Consider the following 16749-nt stretch of genomic DNA (forward strand, 5'->3'; position numbering starts at 1 on the left):
ACACTACGGACAATCATTGCTTGCGCGGCAGCGAAACCAGCAGCAAGCCAAACACAATCAGCAGCACGCCGGCAAAGCTGCTCCAGCGGAAGGTTTCCCCCAATATTGGCAAGGAAATCGCCGCCAGCCACACCAGCACATAACTCAAACTGAGCAGCGGATAGAGCCGATTAAGCGGCAGATGACGCAGCGCCAGCATCCAGCACAACATCGACAGCGCGTAAGCGCCAAGGCCAATCGCCAACAGCAGCAGCGGTTTGATGTGCTGCAAACTGAGCAATGCGCTCAACGACGGGAAATCGAGCATCGCCATTCGCAAAACCAGCTGCGCCAGCGATACCAGCAATACGCTGCACAGCGCCAGCATCACGCCTTTCATAGATGACTTCCCATTAACGCCACACCGGCAACAATCGCCAGCGTGCCAATCCACTGCTGTAGGCTGTAGGTTTCGCGCCAGATCAGCCGCGCGGCGATGGCCACCAATACAAAGTTAAGACTCAGCATCGGATACGCCACGCTCACCGGTACCACGCGCAATACCGCAAGCCACAGCAGCATGCCGATACCCAGCAGCAGAATGCTGAGCGCCAGCCAAAAAATTCCCTTTTTGATGCCGAGATGAGCGGCCTGCTTCTGACACAGCTGGGCGGCACAGCTCAGTACGCTAACCAGTAAAATCAGCAGCAGATTCATGGTTTAACATCGTAGCCGTAATACACCAGGCGGCCCTGACGATAGACGTCATCCGGTTCCGGCAGGTTTTTATCCGGCGTTTTGTCGCTGGAATTCATCATCAATACCAATGAAACCTTGCCCTGACGGCGATGCACGCGCAGCCAGTCGGCAAAGTTATCCGCATCAATATAGTGTGACTGCGCATCCGGATAGCTCAGGCCATATTGCAACTCGCCTTTGGCATCATAGAAATTGATGTCGCTGCGCTGCAGTTCCCAGGCCACCGCCGATGCCACGCCAGGATTGTTGGCCAGCAGATAACGACTATCCGCCAGTTGATCGTGCACCGCGCTGACAAAACTCTGCGGCTGCTTGGAATCCCGCACTTTTTGCGGAATGGCAAAGCCCACCAGTAACGCCAGCGCCAGCGGACAAAGCGCGGCTAACTGCCAGCGGCCGTTCTCCGGTTTACGGCTCAGCCAGCCCATCACGCCCCATCCGATAAAGGAGAGTGCCGCGCAGATCACGCCAACAATCTCTTCGCTGCTGTAAACCGGACGATGCGAAATGCCCCACGGAGCTAGCACCACCAGTAACACGATTGCGGCAATCGCACCGAACAGCAGGTTGATCCAGCCATTCACTTTCAGCGCTTTGATCACCTGCGCCGAACCGCTGTGCGCATAATGCGCCATTAGCAGCGCCAGCGGCGCGAAGCACGGCAAAATGTAGGTCGGCAATTTGCCTTTAGCGATACTGAAAAACAGCAGCGGCATCAGCACCCAGCTCAGCAAATAGATCGGCCCGGCTTGCTGGCTGCGCTGACGCCACGCGCCGAGCAGCGATCCCGGCAGCAGCGCCAGCCACGGCAAACAGCCCGCCAGCAACACCGGAATGTAGTACCAGAATGGCGCTTTGTGCTGTGCATCTGACTCGGCGAAACGCTGAATATGCTCGACCCAGAAGAAGTAGTGCCAAAAATCCCCTTCCTGCTGATTAATCGCCAGCGCCCACGGCGTGCTGAGCAGCACAGCAACCACAATCGTCAGCGGCCCCCAGCGCAGCAGTTCACCGAAGCGACGTTGCCAAATGGCCCACGGCAGAATCGCCAACAACGGCACCGCCAGCGCGAGAAAGCCTTTGGTCATGAAGCCCATGGCGCAGGCCGCGCCTAGCAAAACATAGCCGCATAAGCGTTGCCGCGTAGTACTGGCCTGCGATGCCAGCCAGTAACTGCACATCGCGGCAACCAGCCACAGCATCAGGATCGGATCGAGCACCGCGTAAGTGCCCACGCCGTACACCAGAAGCGAAGTCAGGAAAATAACGCTGCCGGTGAGTGCGACTTGGCGACTGGCGAACATCTGCGTGCCGAGCCAATACACCAGCATCGCGCTCAAGGTGGTGCTGAAAATTGATCCGGCGCGCACGCCAAAGTTAGTGTGACCGAATAACCATTGGCCAATGTTATTGATCCAATATCCGGCTATCGGTTTTTCGAAGTAGCGGAGGTCAAAGAAATGCGGCACCACCCAATTGCCGCTGAACAGCATTTCACGACTGATTTCAGCGTAGCGGGTTTCGTCCGGCTGCCATAAGGCGCGAAACTCAATCGGGATCAGGTAAAAAAGCGCGAAGAGCGCGATGAGTAATGCGGTTTTAGTGCCTGTACGCATCCGTGGTTCCTGTAGATATTAACGCTGGCAGCCTAGCCAGCCTTCGCGTCCGGGAATATGCCCGCGCACGATGTTGCCCTGTGGCAGCGTAGAGTGATCGTCGGGTAACAAGGCACTGAGTGGACAAAACTCAATGTCCTGCTCTTCTGCACGTCTAAGCAGATCGGCGAACGCCTTCAGTCCGACAATCCCTTCCACTTCGGCATGAATGGTGTAGACCGGCGCACCCGTTGCAGCATGAATCTGCTCGAGAATAAAGTCGTTAAAACCTTCCGCGCTTACCGATTGTCCCACCACTTCATCCCAGGTGGGCAAGGTCACCGGAATTTGTACCGTGCCGATACTGCCATCGCTAAGAATGGGCAGAAATGGGCCCGTTCCACGGCAGTCGCTGTTGTAGCTGAAGCCAAACTGCTGTTTGGCAGCCACTACCCGACCGTCAGCCCGCCAACCCGCTACCGCTGAGCAAGTGACATTGTCACCAATAATCGCTTCCAGCGCCTGTTTCCCGCGCGCTATCTGCTCAACCAGTTTCTCGTGCGGCCATACGCCCGCCCAGGTTTGCCAGGCAAAGTGATCCCAGGCATGCAAACCGACTTCGTGATGATCGGCGGTGGCGCTGATGATCTCCTCCAAACCGCGACCAATTTCCCGTCCCGGCCACGCAGTGCCTGCCAGCAAGATATCCCAGCCGTAAAGAGATGCTGCGCGCGAACGCAGCATTTTCCACAGGAAGCGCGGTTTTAACAGGCGCCACAAGTGGCGCCCCATATTGTCCGGTCCAACACTGAAGAAAAAACTGGCCTGCAGCTGATGCAGACTGAATTGCTCCAGTAGCGCCGGCACCCCGAATTGGGTGCCGCGCCAGGTATCTACATCGACGCGCAAACCTACTTTTTTCATGGCTTATCCTGCAGCTCAACGGTGCGCAGGAAGAAGTCCAGCGTGTTATCGATGGTGGTATCCATCTCGACGGTTGGCGTCCAGTCCAGCAGACGACGCGCGTTTTTGATCGACGGCTTGCGATGTTCCACGTCCTGATAACCTTTACCGTAATAGCTGCTGCTTTCTACTTCACGGAATCCAGCAAACGGTGGGAAGTTGCTGCGCAGCGGATGACGTTCAAAACTCGCCAGCAGACGCTCGGCCAACTCTTTGATGCTGGCTTCGTTATCCGGGTTACCGATGTTGACGATCTGACCATCGCAGTTGTTCTGCTTGTTCTCGATGATGCGGAACAGCGCTTCAATGCCATCACGAATATCGGTGAAGCAACGCTTCTGTGCGCCGCCATCGATCAGCTTAATCGGTGAACCTTCCACCAGATTGAGGATCAGCTGTGTGATAGCACGCGAACTGCCGATACGTGCGGCGTTCAGGTTATCGAGGCGCGGCCCCATCCAGTTAAACGGACGGAACAAGGTAAAGCGCAACCCTTCTTTCTCACCGTATGCCCAAATCACGCGATCCAGCAGCTGCTTAGAAACGGAGTAGATCCAGCGCTGTTTATTGATCGGCCCCACCACCAGATTCGAGTGATCCTCATCGAAATGTTTGTCAGTACACATACCGTATACTTCGGAGGTCGATGGGAAGATAATGCGTTTTTTGTACTTCACGCAGTCACGAATGATTTTGAGGTTCTCTTCAAAATCGAGTTCGAACACGCGCAGTGGATTGCGGGTGTACTCAATCGGCGTGGCAATCGCCACCAATGGCAGCACCACATCGCACTTCTTAATGTGATACTCGATCCATTCTGAGTGAATGCTGATGTCGCCTTCGACAAAGTGGAAGCGCGGCTGATCGAGGAAACGGCTGATGGCATCAGAACCGATGTCTAAACCGTATACTTCAAAGTTATCATCCTGCAGCAGACGCTCAGTGAGGTGGTTACCGATAAAGCCGTTCACGCCAAGGATCAACACGCGCGTCCGACGTTTTACCGCTGCCACTGGCTGAGAATAGAGCAATGCGCCCTTCACCATGCCGAGGTTTTGCGCCAGCTGGCTGCCGTTCATAAAGACGCCGTTATCGCTTTGACCGGTCATCACTTCCAGCGCACCTTCACCGCAGGCGATGAGGAACGGCTCAACAGACAATACGGTGCCCGGTTTGGCGTGGTGATCAACGTTATGCACGCGGCTTTTCCACACCACGAATTTCACGGTGCCGGCGAAGGCAAACGCGCCCGGCCACGGATAAGTTACGGCACGCACCAGATTGTTGACCGTCTGCGCCGGGGCTTCCCATTTGATGCGACCATCTTCCGGTGTGCGACGACCAACAACCGTAGCTTCACTTTCGATTTGTGGTGTGGTGACGATATCGCCACGTTTCACTCCCGGCAACGCGTTGTTCAGGACTTCGGTGGCGCAGGCCACCAGTTTGCGATGCAGCGTTAATGCGTTGTCCTGCTCATCAATCGCGACGCGCTGTTGCGCCACGATGTCACCGGCATCTGCGCGTTTCACCATACGGTGCAAGGTTACGCCGGTTTCGGTTTCGCCATTGACCAGCACCCAATTCAGCGGTGCGCGGCCACGGTATTTTGGCAGCAGCGAACCGTGCAGGTTAAAAGCACCCAGTTTTGCGCAGCTGAGGATGCTGTCGTTCAGCAAAGCACGATAGTAGAAGGAGAAGATGTAATCCGGCGCCATGGTTTTGATGCGATCGACCCACAGCGGGTGATTCACATCTTCCGGCGCATAAACCGGAATGCCCTGCTCAGCGGCTAAACGCGCAACGGAGTCAAAAAAGTGGCTCTCAGTTCCTGTGTCTGAGTGGGTAAAAATAGCGCTGATATCATAGCCAGCGTTCAGAAGTGCAGAAATACCCGCACAGCCCATTTCGGCGTAGGCGAAGACGACAGTTTTCATTGCTCAATTTCCTGTACAGATGAGGCTTTTTGCTGTGGGTGAATCACACGTTGGATGAAGTAGCGCGGACGGGCGCGTACGTCGTTGTAAATGCGGCCGATGTATTCGCCGAGTAATCCCATACCGATAAACTGCGCACCGACAAAAATAAACAGCACGGCGAACAGCAGGAACACGCCATCGCCGGCCCAGGCGGCGCCGAGGAACAGACGTAGCACAATCAGAATCAGCGAGAAGGCAAAACCGGCCAGCGCAATCAGGCTGCCGACGATACTCAGCAGACGCAGCGGCGTGGTGGTGAGGCAAGTCACCAGGTCATACATCAGGTTAATCAGCCGCATAAAGCTGTATTTCGAATCGCCAAACTCGCGCTCGGCATGCGCCACCGGCAGCTCAATAGTGCGGCGAGCAAAGGTGTTAGCGAGGATGGGAATAAAGGTGCTGCGCTCGTGGCAGTTCAGCATCGCATCGACAATATGGCGGCGATAAGCGCGTAACATGCAGCCGTAATCGCCCATCGCTTTGCCGGTGACGCGCTGAATCAGGTGATTAATGGTGCGTGAGGCGCGACGACGGAACCAGCTGTCCTGCCGGTTTTGACGCACGGTGCCTACTACGTCATAACCCTGCTGTGCCGCTTTCACCAGGTTCGGGATCTCTTCCGGCGGGTTTTGCAGATCGGCGTCCAGCGTGATGATCAAGTCGCCGCTCACGTGGCTAAAGCCCGCCATGATCGCCGAGTGCTGGCCGTAATTACGATTGAGTAACACGCCAACCACATGGCTGCCCGGCATATCCGCAGCGTCAGCAATCATCTCACCTGAGCGATCGCTGCTACCGTCATCAACCAGCAGAATCTCGTACTCCAGACCTAATTCCGCGCAGGCCGCATCGGTACGACGTACCAATTCCGGCAGGCTCTCCTCTTCGTTGTACACCGGGATCACCACGGAGACTTTCCGAATGGCTTTTTCTTCCAACATGTCAAACTCCAGCGATCTGACGCAATGCACTAATCACGCGCGTGACATCTTCGTCGCGCATATCAGGGAACAACGGGATTGAGCAAATGCGATCGCTATTCCATTCGGTGTGCGGCAGTGAGAGCTGCGGATAGCGTTCGCGGTAATATTTGTGGGTGTGTGCAGCACGGAAATGCAGGCCGGTGCCGATATCCTGCGCTTTAAGTGTTTCCATTAATGCATCGCGGGTAGTGCCACATTGCGACTCATCAACACGAATGATGAACAGATGCCACGCGTGCTGATGCGCCCATTCTGGCTGCGTCAGCGGCAGAAACGGCGTATCCGCCAGTTCGGTGAGATAACGTTGCGCAATCGCCGCGCGGCGCTCATTGATGGCGGGCAGTTTTTTCAGCTGCACCAATGCAATGGCGGCGCTGATATCCGGCAAGTTGTATTTGAAGCCCGGCATGATCACTTCCGCCTGCGGCTTGCGGCCATGGGTGTGGCGATCGTAAGCATCGACGCCGAGGCCGTGGAATTTCAGGCTGCGCATGCGGTCGGCCAGCGCAGCATCATCGGTCACAATCAAGCCACCTTCGGCGCAGGTCATGTTTTTGATGGCGTGGAAGGAGAATATCGCCGTGCCCTGTTGACCAACGTGCTTGCCTTTGTAGTAACAGCCCGCAGCGTGGGCGGCGTCCTCAATCACCGGAATGCCATGACGCTCACCGATGGCGCGGATGGCATCCAAATCGGCGGGTGCGCCCGCGTAATGCACCGGAATGATGGCGCGCGTGCGCGGCGTGATCGCCGCTTCAATCTGCTCCGGCGTCACCATCAAGGTGTCGCGATCGATATCGATCATCACCGGCGTCGCACCGAGCAGTGTGATGATGTTAATGGTGGAAACCCAGGTCAGAGACGGCGTGATCACTTCATCGCCGGGCTGAATATTCAGTGCCAGCAGCGTGACATGCATTCCTGCCGTAGCGGAACTAACGGCAATCGCATGCTGATTACCGGTGAGCTGGCAAAAAGCCTCTTCCAGTTCAGCATTCTTTGGACCCGTCGTAATCCAGCCTGATTCAAATACTGCTTTAACCGCAGCCAACTCTTCCTCACCCAACGATGGGCGCGAAAATGGAAGGAAAGTCATAAGTTTACCTTAACGTTTAACGCCTTGAGTTTCCTGCATCAGGACCATGTAAAAATGTGCAATTGATTGATACCACAACAACATTAAGTAACTTGCTGTTTAAACGTAGGTTAAACCATACAAATTTGACAGCACAAACTGTTAACTTTTTTGGGCGCTTAAAAAAAACATAAGTAGGGCTTTTTTATCGGCTGAGGAAACAACATACGGACGAATACTTAACTCAACATTAAATGGTGCGATAACAAGTCGGCTTTTTTAATAAATGTTGAAGTTTGGTAGAAGAAAGTAGGCATGAAAAAGCTGTGGATTATTAACTATACTCTTCTTAAGGTTATGTTAAGGTTCAGACCCGAGACTATGTCCGGTTATTGGCTAATAAACGCTAAGTGGAGGAGTGGCAATGAGAACTGATAATGACCGACTGTCACAGGCTGCTTTGCGCCGTCATCACATTGGGATTAAAACCAAAGGGCTGCGCTATCGTGGCGATCTCTATGTGTTCCGATTTAATGCCGGGCAATATGATGTCTACCTCAATAATGACCACGTTATGTCACTGGCGACCAGCAATGTGCAGGAAGCGATTCAGATGTTTAAGCAGCAGTCTTAATTCCCAATCTCCTTAGTTCTGGATCCCGCTCTGCACTTTTGATGTAACCCGCTGTAATCCCCTCTTTCCTCTCGCACTGATATTCGCTTCGGCATATTGTCCCGCTATAACAAACCAGGAAGGTGCGAGGTATTGGCAATGGCATGCGTTTATTGGTTAAGCGGTGGATTAATCGGCTTGATGATGGGCAGCTTCATTAATGTGGTGATCTATCGATTGCCGCTACAGTTATTACATCCTGAATCATCCCTTAATCTGTTCTATCCCTCTTCTCACTGCCCACGATGTAAAAAAAGAGTGCTTTGGCGCGACAATATTCCCGTCCTAAGTTGGTTGTTACTTCGCGGTAAATGTCGATATTGCCAATGCGCCATCAGCAGGCGTTATCCACAGGTGGAGATAATTTCTACACTTTTCACTTTGCTGCTGATGTGGCTTATACCGGTAAATCTGCATTTGTTGGGTGCGCTTATTCTGTTCTGGGCATTAACGGCATTAGCTTTTATCGACCTCGACCATTTCCTTTTACCCGACGCGATCACATTGCCATTACTTTGGACTGGACTGTTTTTCAAAGCGATGGGGTGGCTGCCCGGTTCGTTGCATGAAGCGGTATTCGGTGCAATCGCGGGATACAGCTTATTGTGGTCACTATCTTATTTATATCAATCGATTAAAGGAGTTGAGGCGCTTGGGATGGGGGATGCAAAACTGCTGGCGGCGATGGGCGCCTGGTTGGGCTGGCCTCTTATACCATCAGTGCTTTTGCTGGCATCGGGCGGTGCTATTTTATGTGTTTTGATTTCCAGAATTGGCTGGCAGCGAGATATCAATCAAGCCATTGCCTTTGGTCCGTGGATCGCCTTAGCGGCTATAAGTCTCTTTATTCATTCGATTATTTTTTAACCACCCCGACAGCGATGCGAAATTAAGCGGCCAATTTCTGGCCAACGCCCTGATTCATATATGGAAAGAGTAAACAAATCTAAACAAAATTAATCATTGTGATGTAGGTCAAAAGGCTCTATATTGGCCGCGTTTTTTCACAGCTGTTACTTTTTTGTTCAATTAGTCAATTGGCGAGCCTAACGTGCCCCGGTTGAAGGAGAGATATGATGACGGATAAAGTCCGTATTGATAGTTTTGGTGCCAATGCATTCAACGGAAACAACGACGCATTCTTAGCCCGTCAGGCCGAGTTTGAATCTAACGTCAGGAGTTACCCGCGCAAACTGCCTTTAGCTATCGCTAAAGCCCATGGCGTGTGGATCACAGATGTTGAGAATAAACAATATCTTGACTGTCTGGCTGGCGCAGGGACGCTGGCACTGGGTCACAACCATCCTGATGTTCTCCAGAGCATACAAAATGTCATTACCAGCGGCTTGCCGTTACATACTCTTGATCTGACTACACCACTGAAAGATCAATTCTCTGAGTCTTTGCTCTCGCTGCTGCCTGGCCAGGGTAAAGATTATTGCCTGCAGTTCACCGGTCCTTCGGGTGCTGATGCAGTAGAAGCCGCGCTGAAGCTGGCGAAGAAAGCCACTGGCCGTAGCGGCGTGATCAGCTTCTCTGGCGGTTACCACGGTATGACGCACGGCGCGCTGTCCGTCACCGGCAACCTGGCACCGAAAGAAGCTGTTGATGGCATGATGCCAGAAGTGCAGTTCATGCCTTACCCGCATCAGTATCGTTGCCCGCTGGGTATCGGTGGTGAAGCTGGCGTGAAAGCGCTGACCTACTACTTCGACAACCTGATCAACGACGTGGAAAGCGGCGTGCGTAAGCCTGCTGCAGTCATCCTCGAAGCCGTTCAGGGCGAAGGCGGCGTAAACCCAGCTCCGGCTGAGTGGCTGCAACGCATCCGTAAAGTGACCCAGGAACACGGCATTCTGCTGATCCTCGACGAAGTGCAGGCTGGCTTTGCCCGTACCGGCAAATTCTTCGCCTTTGAACACGCAGGCATCGAGCCAGACATCATCGTGATGTCTAAAGCGGTGGGCGGCGGTCTGCCACTGGCCGTGCTGGGCATCAAAAAGCAGTTCGACGTTTGGTCACCGGGTCATCACACCGGCACCTTCCGTGGCAACCAGCTGGCGATGGCTACCGGCCTGACCACGCTCAAAATCCTCAAAGAGCAGGATATTGCGGGCAAAGTTGCCGCGCAGGGTGAATGGCTGAAACAGCAGCTGGCTGCGATGCAGAAACGCTTCCCGGTAATTGGCCACATTCGTGGTCTCGGCATGATGATCGGTATTGAGATCGTTAAACCGAACGAAGCGGCCGATCACATGGGCAGCTTCCCGGCTGACGGCGAGCTCTCTGCGCTGCTGCAGAAGAAGTGCTTCGAAGCAGGTCTGATTCTGGAGCGCGGTGGCCGTCATGGCGCAGTGTTGCGTCTGCTGCCTTCACTGCTGATCACCAACGATGAGCTGGCGATTTTCCTGGATAAATTTGAGCAGGCGCTGATTGGCGCTGGCGTCAAACCTGTTTGATTGGAAGAGTAAATGTCTGAAGTAAACCCGATTCTGGCCGCCTCTGCACAGAGCATTGAGGCGTACCAGCAGGCGATTGCCCAGAGCAGCGCCGCGGTTGTGCAGTGGCTGCAACAGCCTGAGATGTATCAAGGCAAAACTGTTGCCGAACTGCGCGAGCGTATCACGCTCGACTTCAATCCAAACGGCCTGGGTAACCAGGCCGCGATTGAACGCGCGATTGAATATTTCCTGAAAGACAGTCTTTCAGTGCATCACCCACAATGTGTGGCGCATCTGCACTGCCCTAGCCTGGTGGTAAGCCAGGCGGCAGAAGTGCTGATCAACGCCACCAACCAGAGTATGGATTCGTGGGATCAAAGCCCTTCTGCCACCATCATTGAGATCAAGCTGATCGAATGGCTGCGTGCGCAAGTGGGTTATCCGGCTGGCGACGCAGGTGTGTTCACCAGCGGCGGCACCCAGAGCAACCTGATGGGTCTGATGCTGGCGCGCGATGCCTTCTATCAGCGCCAGGGCCACTCGGTGCAGCAGCACGGTATCACCGGCGATCTGCGTAAGATCAAAGTGCTGTGCTCTGAAAACGCGCACTTCTCTGTACAGAAGAACATGGCGCTGCTGGGTCACGGCTATCAGTCTGTGGTGCAGGTGAAGTCTGATGAATTCGCCCGTATGGATGTGTCAGACCTGAAAGCCAAACTGGCACAGGCCGAAGCCAGCGGCGAACAGATCCTGGCGATCGTCGCGACCGCCGGTACCACCGATGCCGGTGCTATCGATCCGCTGCGTGAAATTGCCGGTATCGCTGCCGAGCACAACATCTGGGTACACGTTGATGCAGCCTGGGGCGGCGCGCTGTTGCTGTCCGAGAAGTATCGCGACTACCTTGATGGCCTGGAGCTGGTGGATTCCGTCACGTTGGACTTCCACAAGCAGTATTTCCAGACCATCAGCTGCGGTGCTTTCCTGCTGAAAGATGAGCGTCATTACGAGCTGATGCGCTATCAGGCGGCTTATCTGAACTCTGAGTTTGACGAAGAGGCCGGCATACCGAATCTGGTATCTAAATCACTGCAGACCACGCGTCGTTTCGATGCGCTGAAACTGTGGATGGGCCTGGAAGCGCTGGGTCAGAAACAGTATGCGGCGATCATCGATCATGGCGTGACGCTGGCGCAGGAAGTGGCGAAGTTTGTCACCTCTGAACCGCGTCTGGAGCTGGTGATGCAGCCTCAGCTGGCTAGCGTGCTGTTCCGCTATCGTCCAGAGCAACTGACCGATATCGCGCAGATTGCCCTGTTTAACCAGCGTATCGGCGATGCACTGCTGGATTCTGGCCGCGCCAACGTTGGCGTAACCGAGAATCAGGGCGTGACGTGCCTGAAGCTGACCTTGCTGAACCCAACCGTGACGCTGGAAGATGTTAAAGTCCTGCTGGCGCTGGTTGAGAAGACCGCCGATCAGCTGCTGAGCGCGTAATCTCGTTCAGCAACAAATGCAGTGATCGAATAAGGGTGCTTGTCAAAGCACCCTTTTTTATTCCCGCTCTATTCCCTGCTTTGCCCAACTGCGCATTGCGCGGGGTCAAATACCGTTTTCCAGTCCTGCTTCATATCGACAACCGTCCAGCCATTTTTGGCGGCCAGCGTGAGTCCGTTAACCAGTTTTCCGCTGGCCGAAGGATGCGCATCGTAAGCGTATTCACGCGCCCCATCGGTGTGATGAACCAGCAAACCAAAGGTTTTATAGGCGGGATTCGCGGAGGTGTATTGCAGCATCGGCACATCGCCATCGCTGTTACCGAAAGCACCCACCGGACGTCGTCCCATAAACAGATGGATAGCAACCGGCTTCATCGCTTCGTCATCATAAAAAGCACCGTTCAGCGTTTTGCGCAGTTGCGTACCGTTGTCCGTGAGCGAAAACTCACTCAGTGAAAATGAACCGACCACCTGCTCCGGCGGAATGCCATACATCTTCTCCGCCAGCACGCGCATAAAATCGATACCGCCGCCAGAGATGATCCAGGTTTTGAAGCCGTTGGCGCGCAGATAATCCAGCAACTGGCGCATCGGCTGATAACCCAACTGATCGTAACGACAACCAAAACGTGCATGGCGATGGGTTTCAACCCAATGGCTGACGCGCTGGGCATAATCGTCGGTGGTCATGCCGCTGTGGGTTAGCGTCATCAGCTGGATCAGCCCTTTCTTGCCCGCCTGCATCACGGTTTTCATGTCGTTGTTGATCACCGCTTGCACTAACGCATCGTTTTTCCATTCAGGATGCTCAGGCGCCAGGCGCTTTATCTCATCTAACACAAACTGTAATTGAAAGGTCAGCGGCGCTTCGGGCCACAGCGTGCCGTCATTATCAAACACCACATAACGTTGATCAACGGGAATGAAAGCCTTGCCACCCGCTTGCGTGGCGCCCTTTACCCAGCTTTCAATCGCCTGCTTTGATTGACCGTCATTCCAGCTGCTCAGCGGATCCTCAGCAGCAGTAGCCGACCCGCAATGAATTGCAATTAACAGGGCAAATAAGGTGCGTTTCATCATGCAGGTTCCACCGTCTTTCGTTGCAACAGCGTGGCGATGCCCACCAGAATCGGCTGCGCATAATCAAAGAACGCCTTGATGCCGGGACAGAGGTAATTCATGCCCAGTTCCCCTTCTTCGCTTCTGACAATGCGGTTTTTCGGGCATTCGCCATAACAGAGTTTCAGATAGGGACAGCGTTTGCAGGCCGCTGGCAAAGTATCGCGCTTGCCTAAACCAAAGGCTTTTTGTCGTTCGGAAAAGGCCATGTGCGCCAGTTTGGTGCTCTGCACATTGCCTAACTTGTATTCGGGATAGACGTAGTGATCGCAGGAGAAGATGTCGCCATTTTTCTCAATCGCCAGACCTTTGCCGCAAAACTCTGAGGTGATGCAAATCTGCGCTGGCATGCCCATGGTTTGCGCCACGGCGGTTTCAAACAGGTTGACCTGTACGCGACCCAAATCGTTGTTTACCCACTCTTCAAACACCGCAATCAGGAACCGGCCCCAGTCTTCCGGATCGACAGACCAGTCGGTGACGATGGAGTCGAGATCGCCGGGACGCGCGCGACGTGAGCCGGTAATTGGAATAGTGTCGTCTTGCCAGAACTGCGGTGCGGTTTGTTTGAAATCTACCGGCTCAACGCAGGGATTGAACTGGATATAAGTGGCACCCAATTCGCGCGTCAGAAAACGGTAAACCTCAAGCGGGAAGCGGGCATTGGTGCGGTTGACGGTGACTAAAGCATTAAACGGTACGCTATGGCGTTTCAGCGCGGCAACGCCCGCCATTACTTTCTCAAAAGTGGGTTTACCGCTGCGCGTCACGCGGTAACGATCGTGCAGTTCCGCCGGGCCATCAATTGAAATACCGACTAAAAAGTTGTGCTGACGCAGAAAGCGCGCCCAGTTGTCATTCAGCAGAATGCCGTTGGTCTGCAGATCGTTTTCAATGCGCTGTCCCGGCTTCTGATACTTCTTCTGTAACACCACAATTTTTTCGAAGTACTCCAGCCCCATCAGCGTGGGCTCGCCGCCTTGCCAGGAGAACACCACCTGCTCGCCATCCTGGCTGTCGATGTATTGCTTAATGAAGGTTTCCAGCACTTCATCGCTCATGCCGCTGTGGCGATCCTGCTCCAGCAGCTGTTCTTTGTGCAGGTAAAAGCAGTAGTTGCAGTCAATATTGCAACGCGATCCGGTGGGTTTCGCCATCACGTGAAAACGGCGCGTATAAGCCGGCCCTTTGCCACTGAATTTTTCCGCCGTAGGAAGAGGTTTAACCGGCAACGTTGTGCTGTATTTCATGAACGCCTCCTGAGTACCGGGTGAAGTCGTTCACCCGGCATTGTGGTCAGAGCATCAGTTGGTAGCCGGACTGCCTTCTTCAATGAGTTTCGACACATCAGAAACGGTGAATGAGCCCGGTTTCTGTCGTGGCGGAAACTCTTTAAAGCTTTGCAGCATTTCAGTGGCATATTTCTGCGCACCGCCGAGCAGGAACAGGCGATCATAGAACCAGTGGTTGTAATCCATGCCATCGGTGCCTTTTTCCAATGGATCGATTTTCAGATCGAACAGCAAAGGCACGCGCAGTTTGACGAACGGATATTTCCACACATCCATTCCTGAATGTTCCTGAATCATGAAGTGGGCTTTCCAACGCCCGTAACGCATCGCCAGCAGATCGCCGTCATCACTCCAGTAGAAGAACTCTTTACGCGGATCCTCCTGGGTTTTACCGGTGATGTAATCGAGTTGGTTATAACCATCAAGATGCACTTTGTAGTTAATGGCGCTGGTTTTATAACCTTTCAGCAACTGCTGTTTGATATCCGGCACGCCCGCTGCCGCCACCAGCGTTGGGAACCAGTCATTACTGCCGACTATGTCGTTGACTAAGGTGCCAGGCTTGATATGTCCCGGCCATTTAATCATCGCCGGTACGCGGAAACCGCCTTCCCAGCCGGTGTTTTTCTCGCCGCGGAACGGCGTGATACCGGCATCCGGCCAGGTCGCCGTCATTGGCCCGTTATCGGTGGTGTAAACCACAATAGTGTTGTCTTCGATGCCGAGATCTTTAATTTTCTTCAGCACTTCACCGATGATTTTGTCATGTTCCACCATGCCATCGGCGTAATCCCCCAAACCGGTCACGCCTTTGTCGGCCGGTTTGATATGGGTTTTGTTATGCATGCGCGTGGTGTTGTACCAGGTAAAGAACGGCTTGTTGGCTTTGACCTGCCGCTCCATGAAGTCGTTGTTAGCTGCCAACGTCTCTTCATCCACGGTTTCCATGCGTTTAATGTTGAGTGGACCAGTATCCTCAATTTTCCCGTCAGCAGTGGATTTGATGACGCCGCGCGGGCCGAACTGTTTCTTGTACTCTGGATCTTGCGGATAATCCGGGTTCTCTGGTTCCTCTTCGGCATTCAGGTGATAGAGGTTGCCCATGAACTCGTCAAAGCCATGCGCGGTTGGCAGAAACTCATTGCGGTCGCCAAGATGGTTTTTACCAAACTGGCCGGTGGCATAACCGAGTTGCTTGAGGATATTGGCAATGGTGGGATCTTCTTTCTGTAATCCTTGCGGTGCTCCCGGCATGCCAACTTTGCTCATCCCGGTACGGAATGGCATCTGACCGGTAATAAAGGATGATCGACCGGCGGTGGAACTTTGCTCTGCGTAATAGGAGGTGAATTTCGCGCCTTCGGCAGCGATGCTGTCGATATTCGGCGTTTGATAACCCAGCATGCCCTGATTGTACGTACTAAGGTTCCAGTAGCCGATATCATCACCAAAGATGACCACAATGTTGGGCTTGCCCTTGTTTTGCTCGGGCGCGGTAGAGGGTTGATTGCTGTCCGGCGCGGCTTGTGCACTGAACGAACAGCAGGCGACAGAGAGCATTGAGGCTAACATCGTTTTGCAAAAAGGCATTCGAGACATTTTGCACTCCACTAAATGATAGGCCCTTGAACGGCAAGACGAATGTTGTCCGCCAGTAAATGATGCTTACAGGCTCATGATCGGATCACCTCCTCGGTTACGGGTTAGACGTTACGGTTGTCGCTCAGCGCGAAGAAATAGAGCGAAGGATGTCGGTAAACATTCATTTATTCAGCTCTGGACAGCGCACCGCATTAATGGCGCGTGAATAACCCTGCGTATCTTTATGGTCGAACGCTTTAGCGGCTATAAGGATCGCGTCATGGTTATTTTTGTCATTCAGGAATGCGTTGCGGACTTTTTCATCGGAGATGTTTTTATCCACCGCGCAATGCTCACGCAGGCTTTGGATGATCTGCTGTTGTTTGAGCGCAAAAGCAAGATTTCCATACGGGGATGCTGCGAAAATTGATTCGCAGGCTAATAATAAAAATCCACTGATTACCCATTTATTGGACATAGTTCACCCTTCCGTCATTTGGCAGCAAAAAAAGTTTATGCTGTGTCGAAAACCGACTAAATTTCATCGGCTTCATTAAAAATAAATAAGATAAGAATCGTGAACTGGATGGGTAATAATTAATATTTCGCTTTAAGTATTAGTAAAGCTCCCCACATTTAACAAGATTTAAAATATGGATAATTCTGCAATTGTTTTGAAAGATTAAGTGTCAGAAAATTATATTATCCATTATTTATTAGCCGAAAAATTATATCCAACTGATATCAATGAGTATATCCACCTGGAAAATCGCAATTTAAAAAGCATTAGTACCCTTTTCCTCTTTACTTC

General features: G+C 53.2%; 15 protein-coding genes. 4 read left to right on the forward strand and 11 right to left on the reverse strand.

The features are described from left to right. Positions 1-13 precede the first annotated feature (13 nt). Genes arnF through arnB form a run of 7 tightly spaced genes read right to left on the reverse strand, consistent with a single transcriptional unit; the run spans position 14 to position 7354 of the window. Positions 14-379: a 4-amino-4-deoxy-L-arabinose-phosphoundecaprenol flippase subunit ArnF gene (gene arnF, locus ACXIZX_RS22130; RefSeq protein WP_479405046.1), complete on the reverse strand. Its 366-nt coding sequence runs from the start codon at positions 377-379 to the stop codon at positions 14-16. Continuing rightward, positions 376-696 (reverse strand): 4-amino-4-deoxy-L-arabinose-phosphoundecaprenol flippase subunit ArnE, encoded by a 321-nt coding sequence (arnE, locus tag ACXIZX_RS22135; RefSeq protein ID WP_008107425.1) that lies wholly within the window; start codon positions 694-696, stop codon positions 376-378. Before arnE ends, arnF begins: the two co-directional genes overlap by 4 nt. Beyond that, positions 693-2354, reverse strand: a complete 1662-nt coding sequence (gene arnT / locus ACXIZX_RS22140; protein WP_479405047.1) for a lipid IV(A) 4-amino-4-deoxy-L-arabinosyltransferase — start codon at positions 2352-2354, stop codon at positions 693-695. Before arnT ends, arnE begins: the two co-directional genes overlap by 4 nt. Positions 2355-2372: 18 nt before the next feature. Then, positions 2373-3257 (reverse strand): 4-deoxy-4-formamido-L-arabinose-phosphoundecaprenol deformylase, encoded by an 885-nt coding sequence (arnD, locus tag ACXIZX_RS22145; protein ID WP_479405048.1) that lies wholly within the window; start codon positions 3255-3257, stop codon positions 2373-2375. Beyond that, entirely contained in the window at positions 3254-5233 is a 1980-nt protein-coding gene (gene arnA, locus ACXIZX_RS22150) for a bifunctional UDP-4-amino-4-deoxy-L-arabinose formyltransferase/UDP-glucuronic acid oxidase ArnA (protein ID WP_479405049.1), read from the reverse strand. The genes arnD and arnA overlap by 4 nt, the downstream gene beginning before the upstream one ends. Beyond that, entirely contained in the window at positions 5230-6216 is a 987-nt protein-coding gene (gene arnC / locus ACXIZX_RS22155) for an undecaprenyl-phosphate 4-deoxy-4-formamido-L-arabinose transferase (protein WP_008107434.1), read from the reverse strand. The genes arnA and arnC overlap by 4 nt, the downstream gene beginning before the upstream one ends. A gap of 1 nt (position 6217) precedes the next feature. Continuing rightward, positions 6218-7354 (reverse strand): UDP-4-amino-4-deoxy-L-arabinose aminotransferase, encoded by a 1137-nt coding sequence (gene arnB, locus ACXIZX_RS22160; RefSeq protein ID WP_179452641.1) that lies wholly within the window; start codon positions 7352-7354, stop codon positions 6218-6220. 403 nt (positions 7355-7757) lie between these two features. Here arnB and ACXIZX_RS22165 point away from each other — a divergent pair, with 403 nt between their 5' ends. From ACXIZX_RS22165 to ACXIZX_RS22180, 4 genes are all read left to right on the forward strand, one after another. Next, positions 7758-7967: a hypothetical protein gene (locus ACXIZX_RS22165; protein ID WP_008107438.1), complete on the forward strand. Its 210-nt coding sequence runs from the start codon at positions 7758-7760 to the stop codon at positions 7965-7967. A gap of 138 nt (positions 7968-8105) precedes the next feature. After that, a complete protein-coding gene (locus ACXIZX_RS22170) occupies positions 8106-8873 on the forward strand; it encodes a prepilin peptidase (RefSeq protein WP_479405050.1) in 768 nt (255 codons plus the stop codon). Positions 8874-9079: 206 nt separating this feature from the next. Continuing rightward, positions 9080-10465 carry a diaminobutyrate--2-oxoglutarate transaminase gene (locus ACXIZX_RS22175; protein ID WP_036649212.1) on the forward strand — a complete coding sequence of 462 codons (1386 nt, stop codon included), beginning with the start codon at positions 9080-9082 and terminating at the stop codon, positions 10463-10465. A gap of 12 nt (positions 10466-10477) precedes the next feature. Then, positions 10478-11944 (forward strand): pyridoxal phosphate-dependent decarboxylase family protein, encoded by a 1467-nt coding sequence (locus ACXIZX_RS22180; RefSeq protein ID WP_479405051.1) that lies wholly within the window; start codon positions 10478-10480, stop codon positions 11942-11944. Between the two features lie 68 nt (positions 11945-12012). On the opposite strand, the gene ACXIZX_RS22185 is transcribed toward ACXIZX_RS22180, so the two are convergent. The 4 genes from ACXIZX_RS22185 to ACXIZX_RS22200 all read right to left on the reverse strand — a co-directional run bounded on the left by ACXIZX_RS22185 (position 12013) and on the right by ACXIZX_RS22200 (position 16416). After that, a complete protein-coding gene (locus ACXIZX_RS22185; RefSeq protein WP_479405386.1) occupies positions 12013-13023 on the reverse strand; it encodes an HAD family hydrolase in 1011 nt (336 codons plus the stop codon). Next, the gene (locus ACXIZX_RS22190) at positions 13023-14315 is read right to left on the reverse strand and encodes an anaerobic sulfatase maturase (RefSeq protein ID WP_479405052.1); all 1293 of its coding nucleotides are present in this window, start codon (positions 14313-14315) and stop codon (positions 13023-13025) included. Before ACXIZX_RS22190 ends, ACXIZX_RS22185 begins: the two co-directional genes overlap by 1 nt. A gap of 54 nt (positions 14316-14369) precedes the next feature. After that, positions 14370-15956 (reverse strand): arylsulfatase, encoded by a 1587-nt coding sequence (locus ACXIZX_RS22195; protein WP_479405053.1) that lies wholly within the window; start codon positions 15954-15956, stop codon positions 14370-14372. A 163-nt stretch (positions 15957-16119) separates the two neighbouring features. Next, on the reverse strand, positions 16120-16416 hold the full coding sequence (locus ACXIZX_RS22200; RefSeq protein ID WP_179452644.1) for a YicS family protein: 297 nt from the start codon (positions 16414-16416) through the stop codon (positions 16120-16122). Positions 16417-16749 lie beyond the last annotated feature (333 nt).

Source organism: Candidatus Pantoea symbiotica (assembly GCF_056491525.1).

Coding starts and splice junctions, on each gene's coding strand:
- ACXIZX_RS22200 (WP_179452644.1), bottom strand. CDS start 16,416: ATGTCCAATAAATGGGTAATCAGTGGATTTTTATTATTAGCCTGCGAA.
- ACXIZX_RS22195 (WP_479405053.1), bottom strand. CDS start 15,956: ATGTCTCGAATGCCTTTTTGCAAAACGATGTTAGCCTCAATGCTCTCT.
- ACXIZX_RS22180 (WP_479405051.1), top strand. CDS start 10,478: ATGTCTGAAGTAAACCCGATTCTGGCCGCCTCTGCACAGAGCATTGAG.
- ACXIZX_RS22165 (WP_008107438.1), top strand. CDS start 7,758: ATGAGAACTGATAATGACCGACTGTCACAGGCTGCTTTGCGCCGTCAT.
- ACXIZX_RS22185 (WP_479405386.1), bottom strand. CDS start 13,023: ATGAAACGCACCTTATTTGCCCTGTTAATTGCAATTCATTGCGGGTCG.
- ACXIZX_RS22190 (WP_479405052.1), bottom strand. CDS start 14,315: ATGAAATACAGCACAACGTTGCCGGTTAAACCTCTTCCTACGGCGGAA.
- arnC (WP_008107434.1), bottom strand. CDS start 6,216: ATGTTGGAAGAAAAAGCCATTCGGAAAGTCTCCGTGGTGATCCCGGTG.
- arnB (WP_179452641.1), bottom strand. CDS start 7,354: ATGACTTTCCTTCCATTTTCGCGCCCATCGTTGGGTGAGGAAGAGTTG.
- ACXIZX_RS22170 (WP_479405050.1), top strand. CDS start 8,106: ATGGCATGCGTTTATTGGTTAAGCGGTGGATTAATCGGCTTGATGATG.
- arnF (WP_479405046.1), bottom strand. CDS start 379: ATGAAAGGCGTGATGCTGGCGCTGTGCAGCGTATTGCTGGTATCGCTG.
- ACXIZX_RS22175 (WP_036649212.1), top strand. CDS start 9,080: ATGATGACGGATAAAGTCCGTATTGATAGTTTTGGTGCCAATGCATTC.
- arnT (WP_479405047.1), bottom strand. CDS start 2,354: ATGCGTACAGGCACTAAAACCGCATTACTCATCGCGCTCTTCGCGCTT.
- arnA (WP_479405049.1), bottom strand. CDS start 5,233: ATGAAAACTGTCGTCTTCGCCTACGCCGAAATGGGCTGTGCGGGTATT.
- arnE (WP_008107425.1), bottom strand. CDS start 696: ATGAATCTGCTGCTGATTTTACTGGTTAGCGTACTGAGCTGTGCCGCC.
- arnD (WP_479405048.1), bottom strand. CDS start 3,257: ATGAAAAAAGTAGGTTTGCGCGTCGATGTAGATACCTGGCGCGGCACC.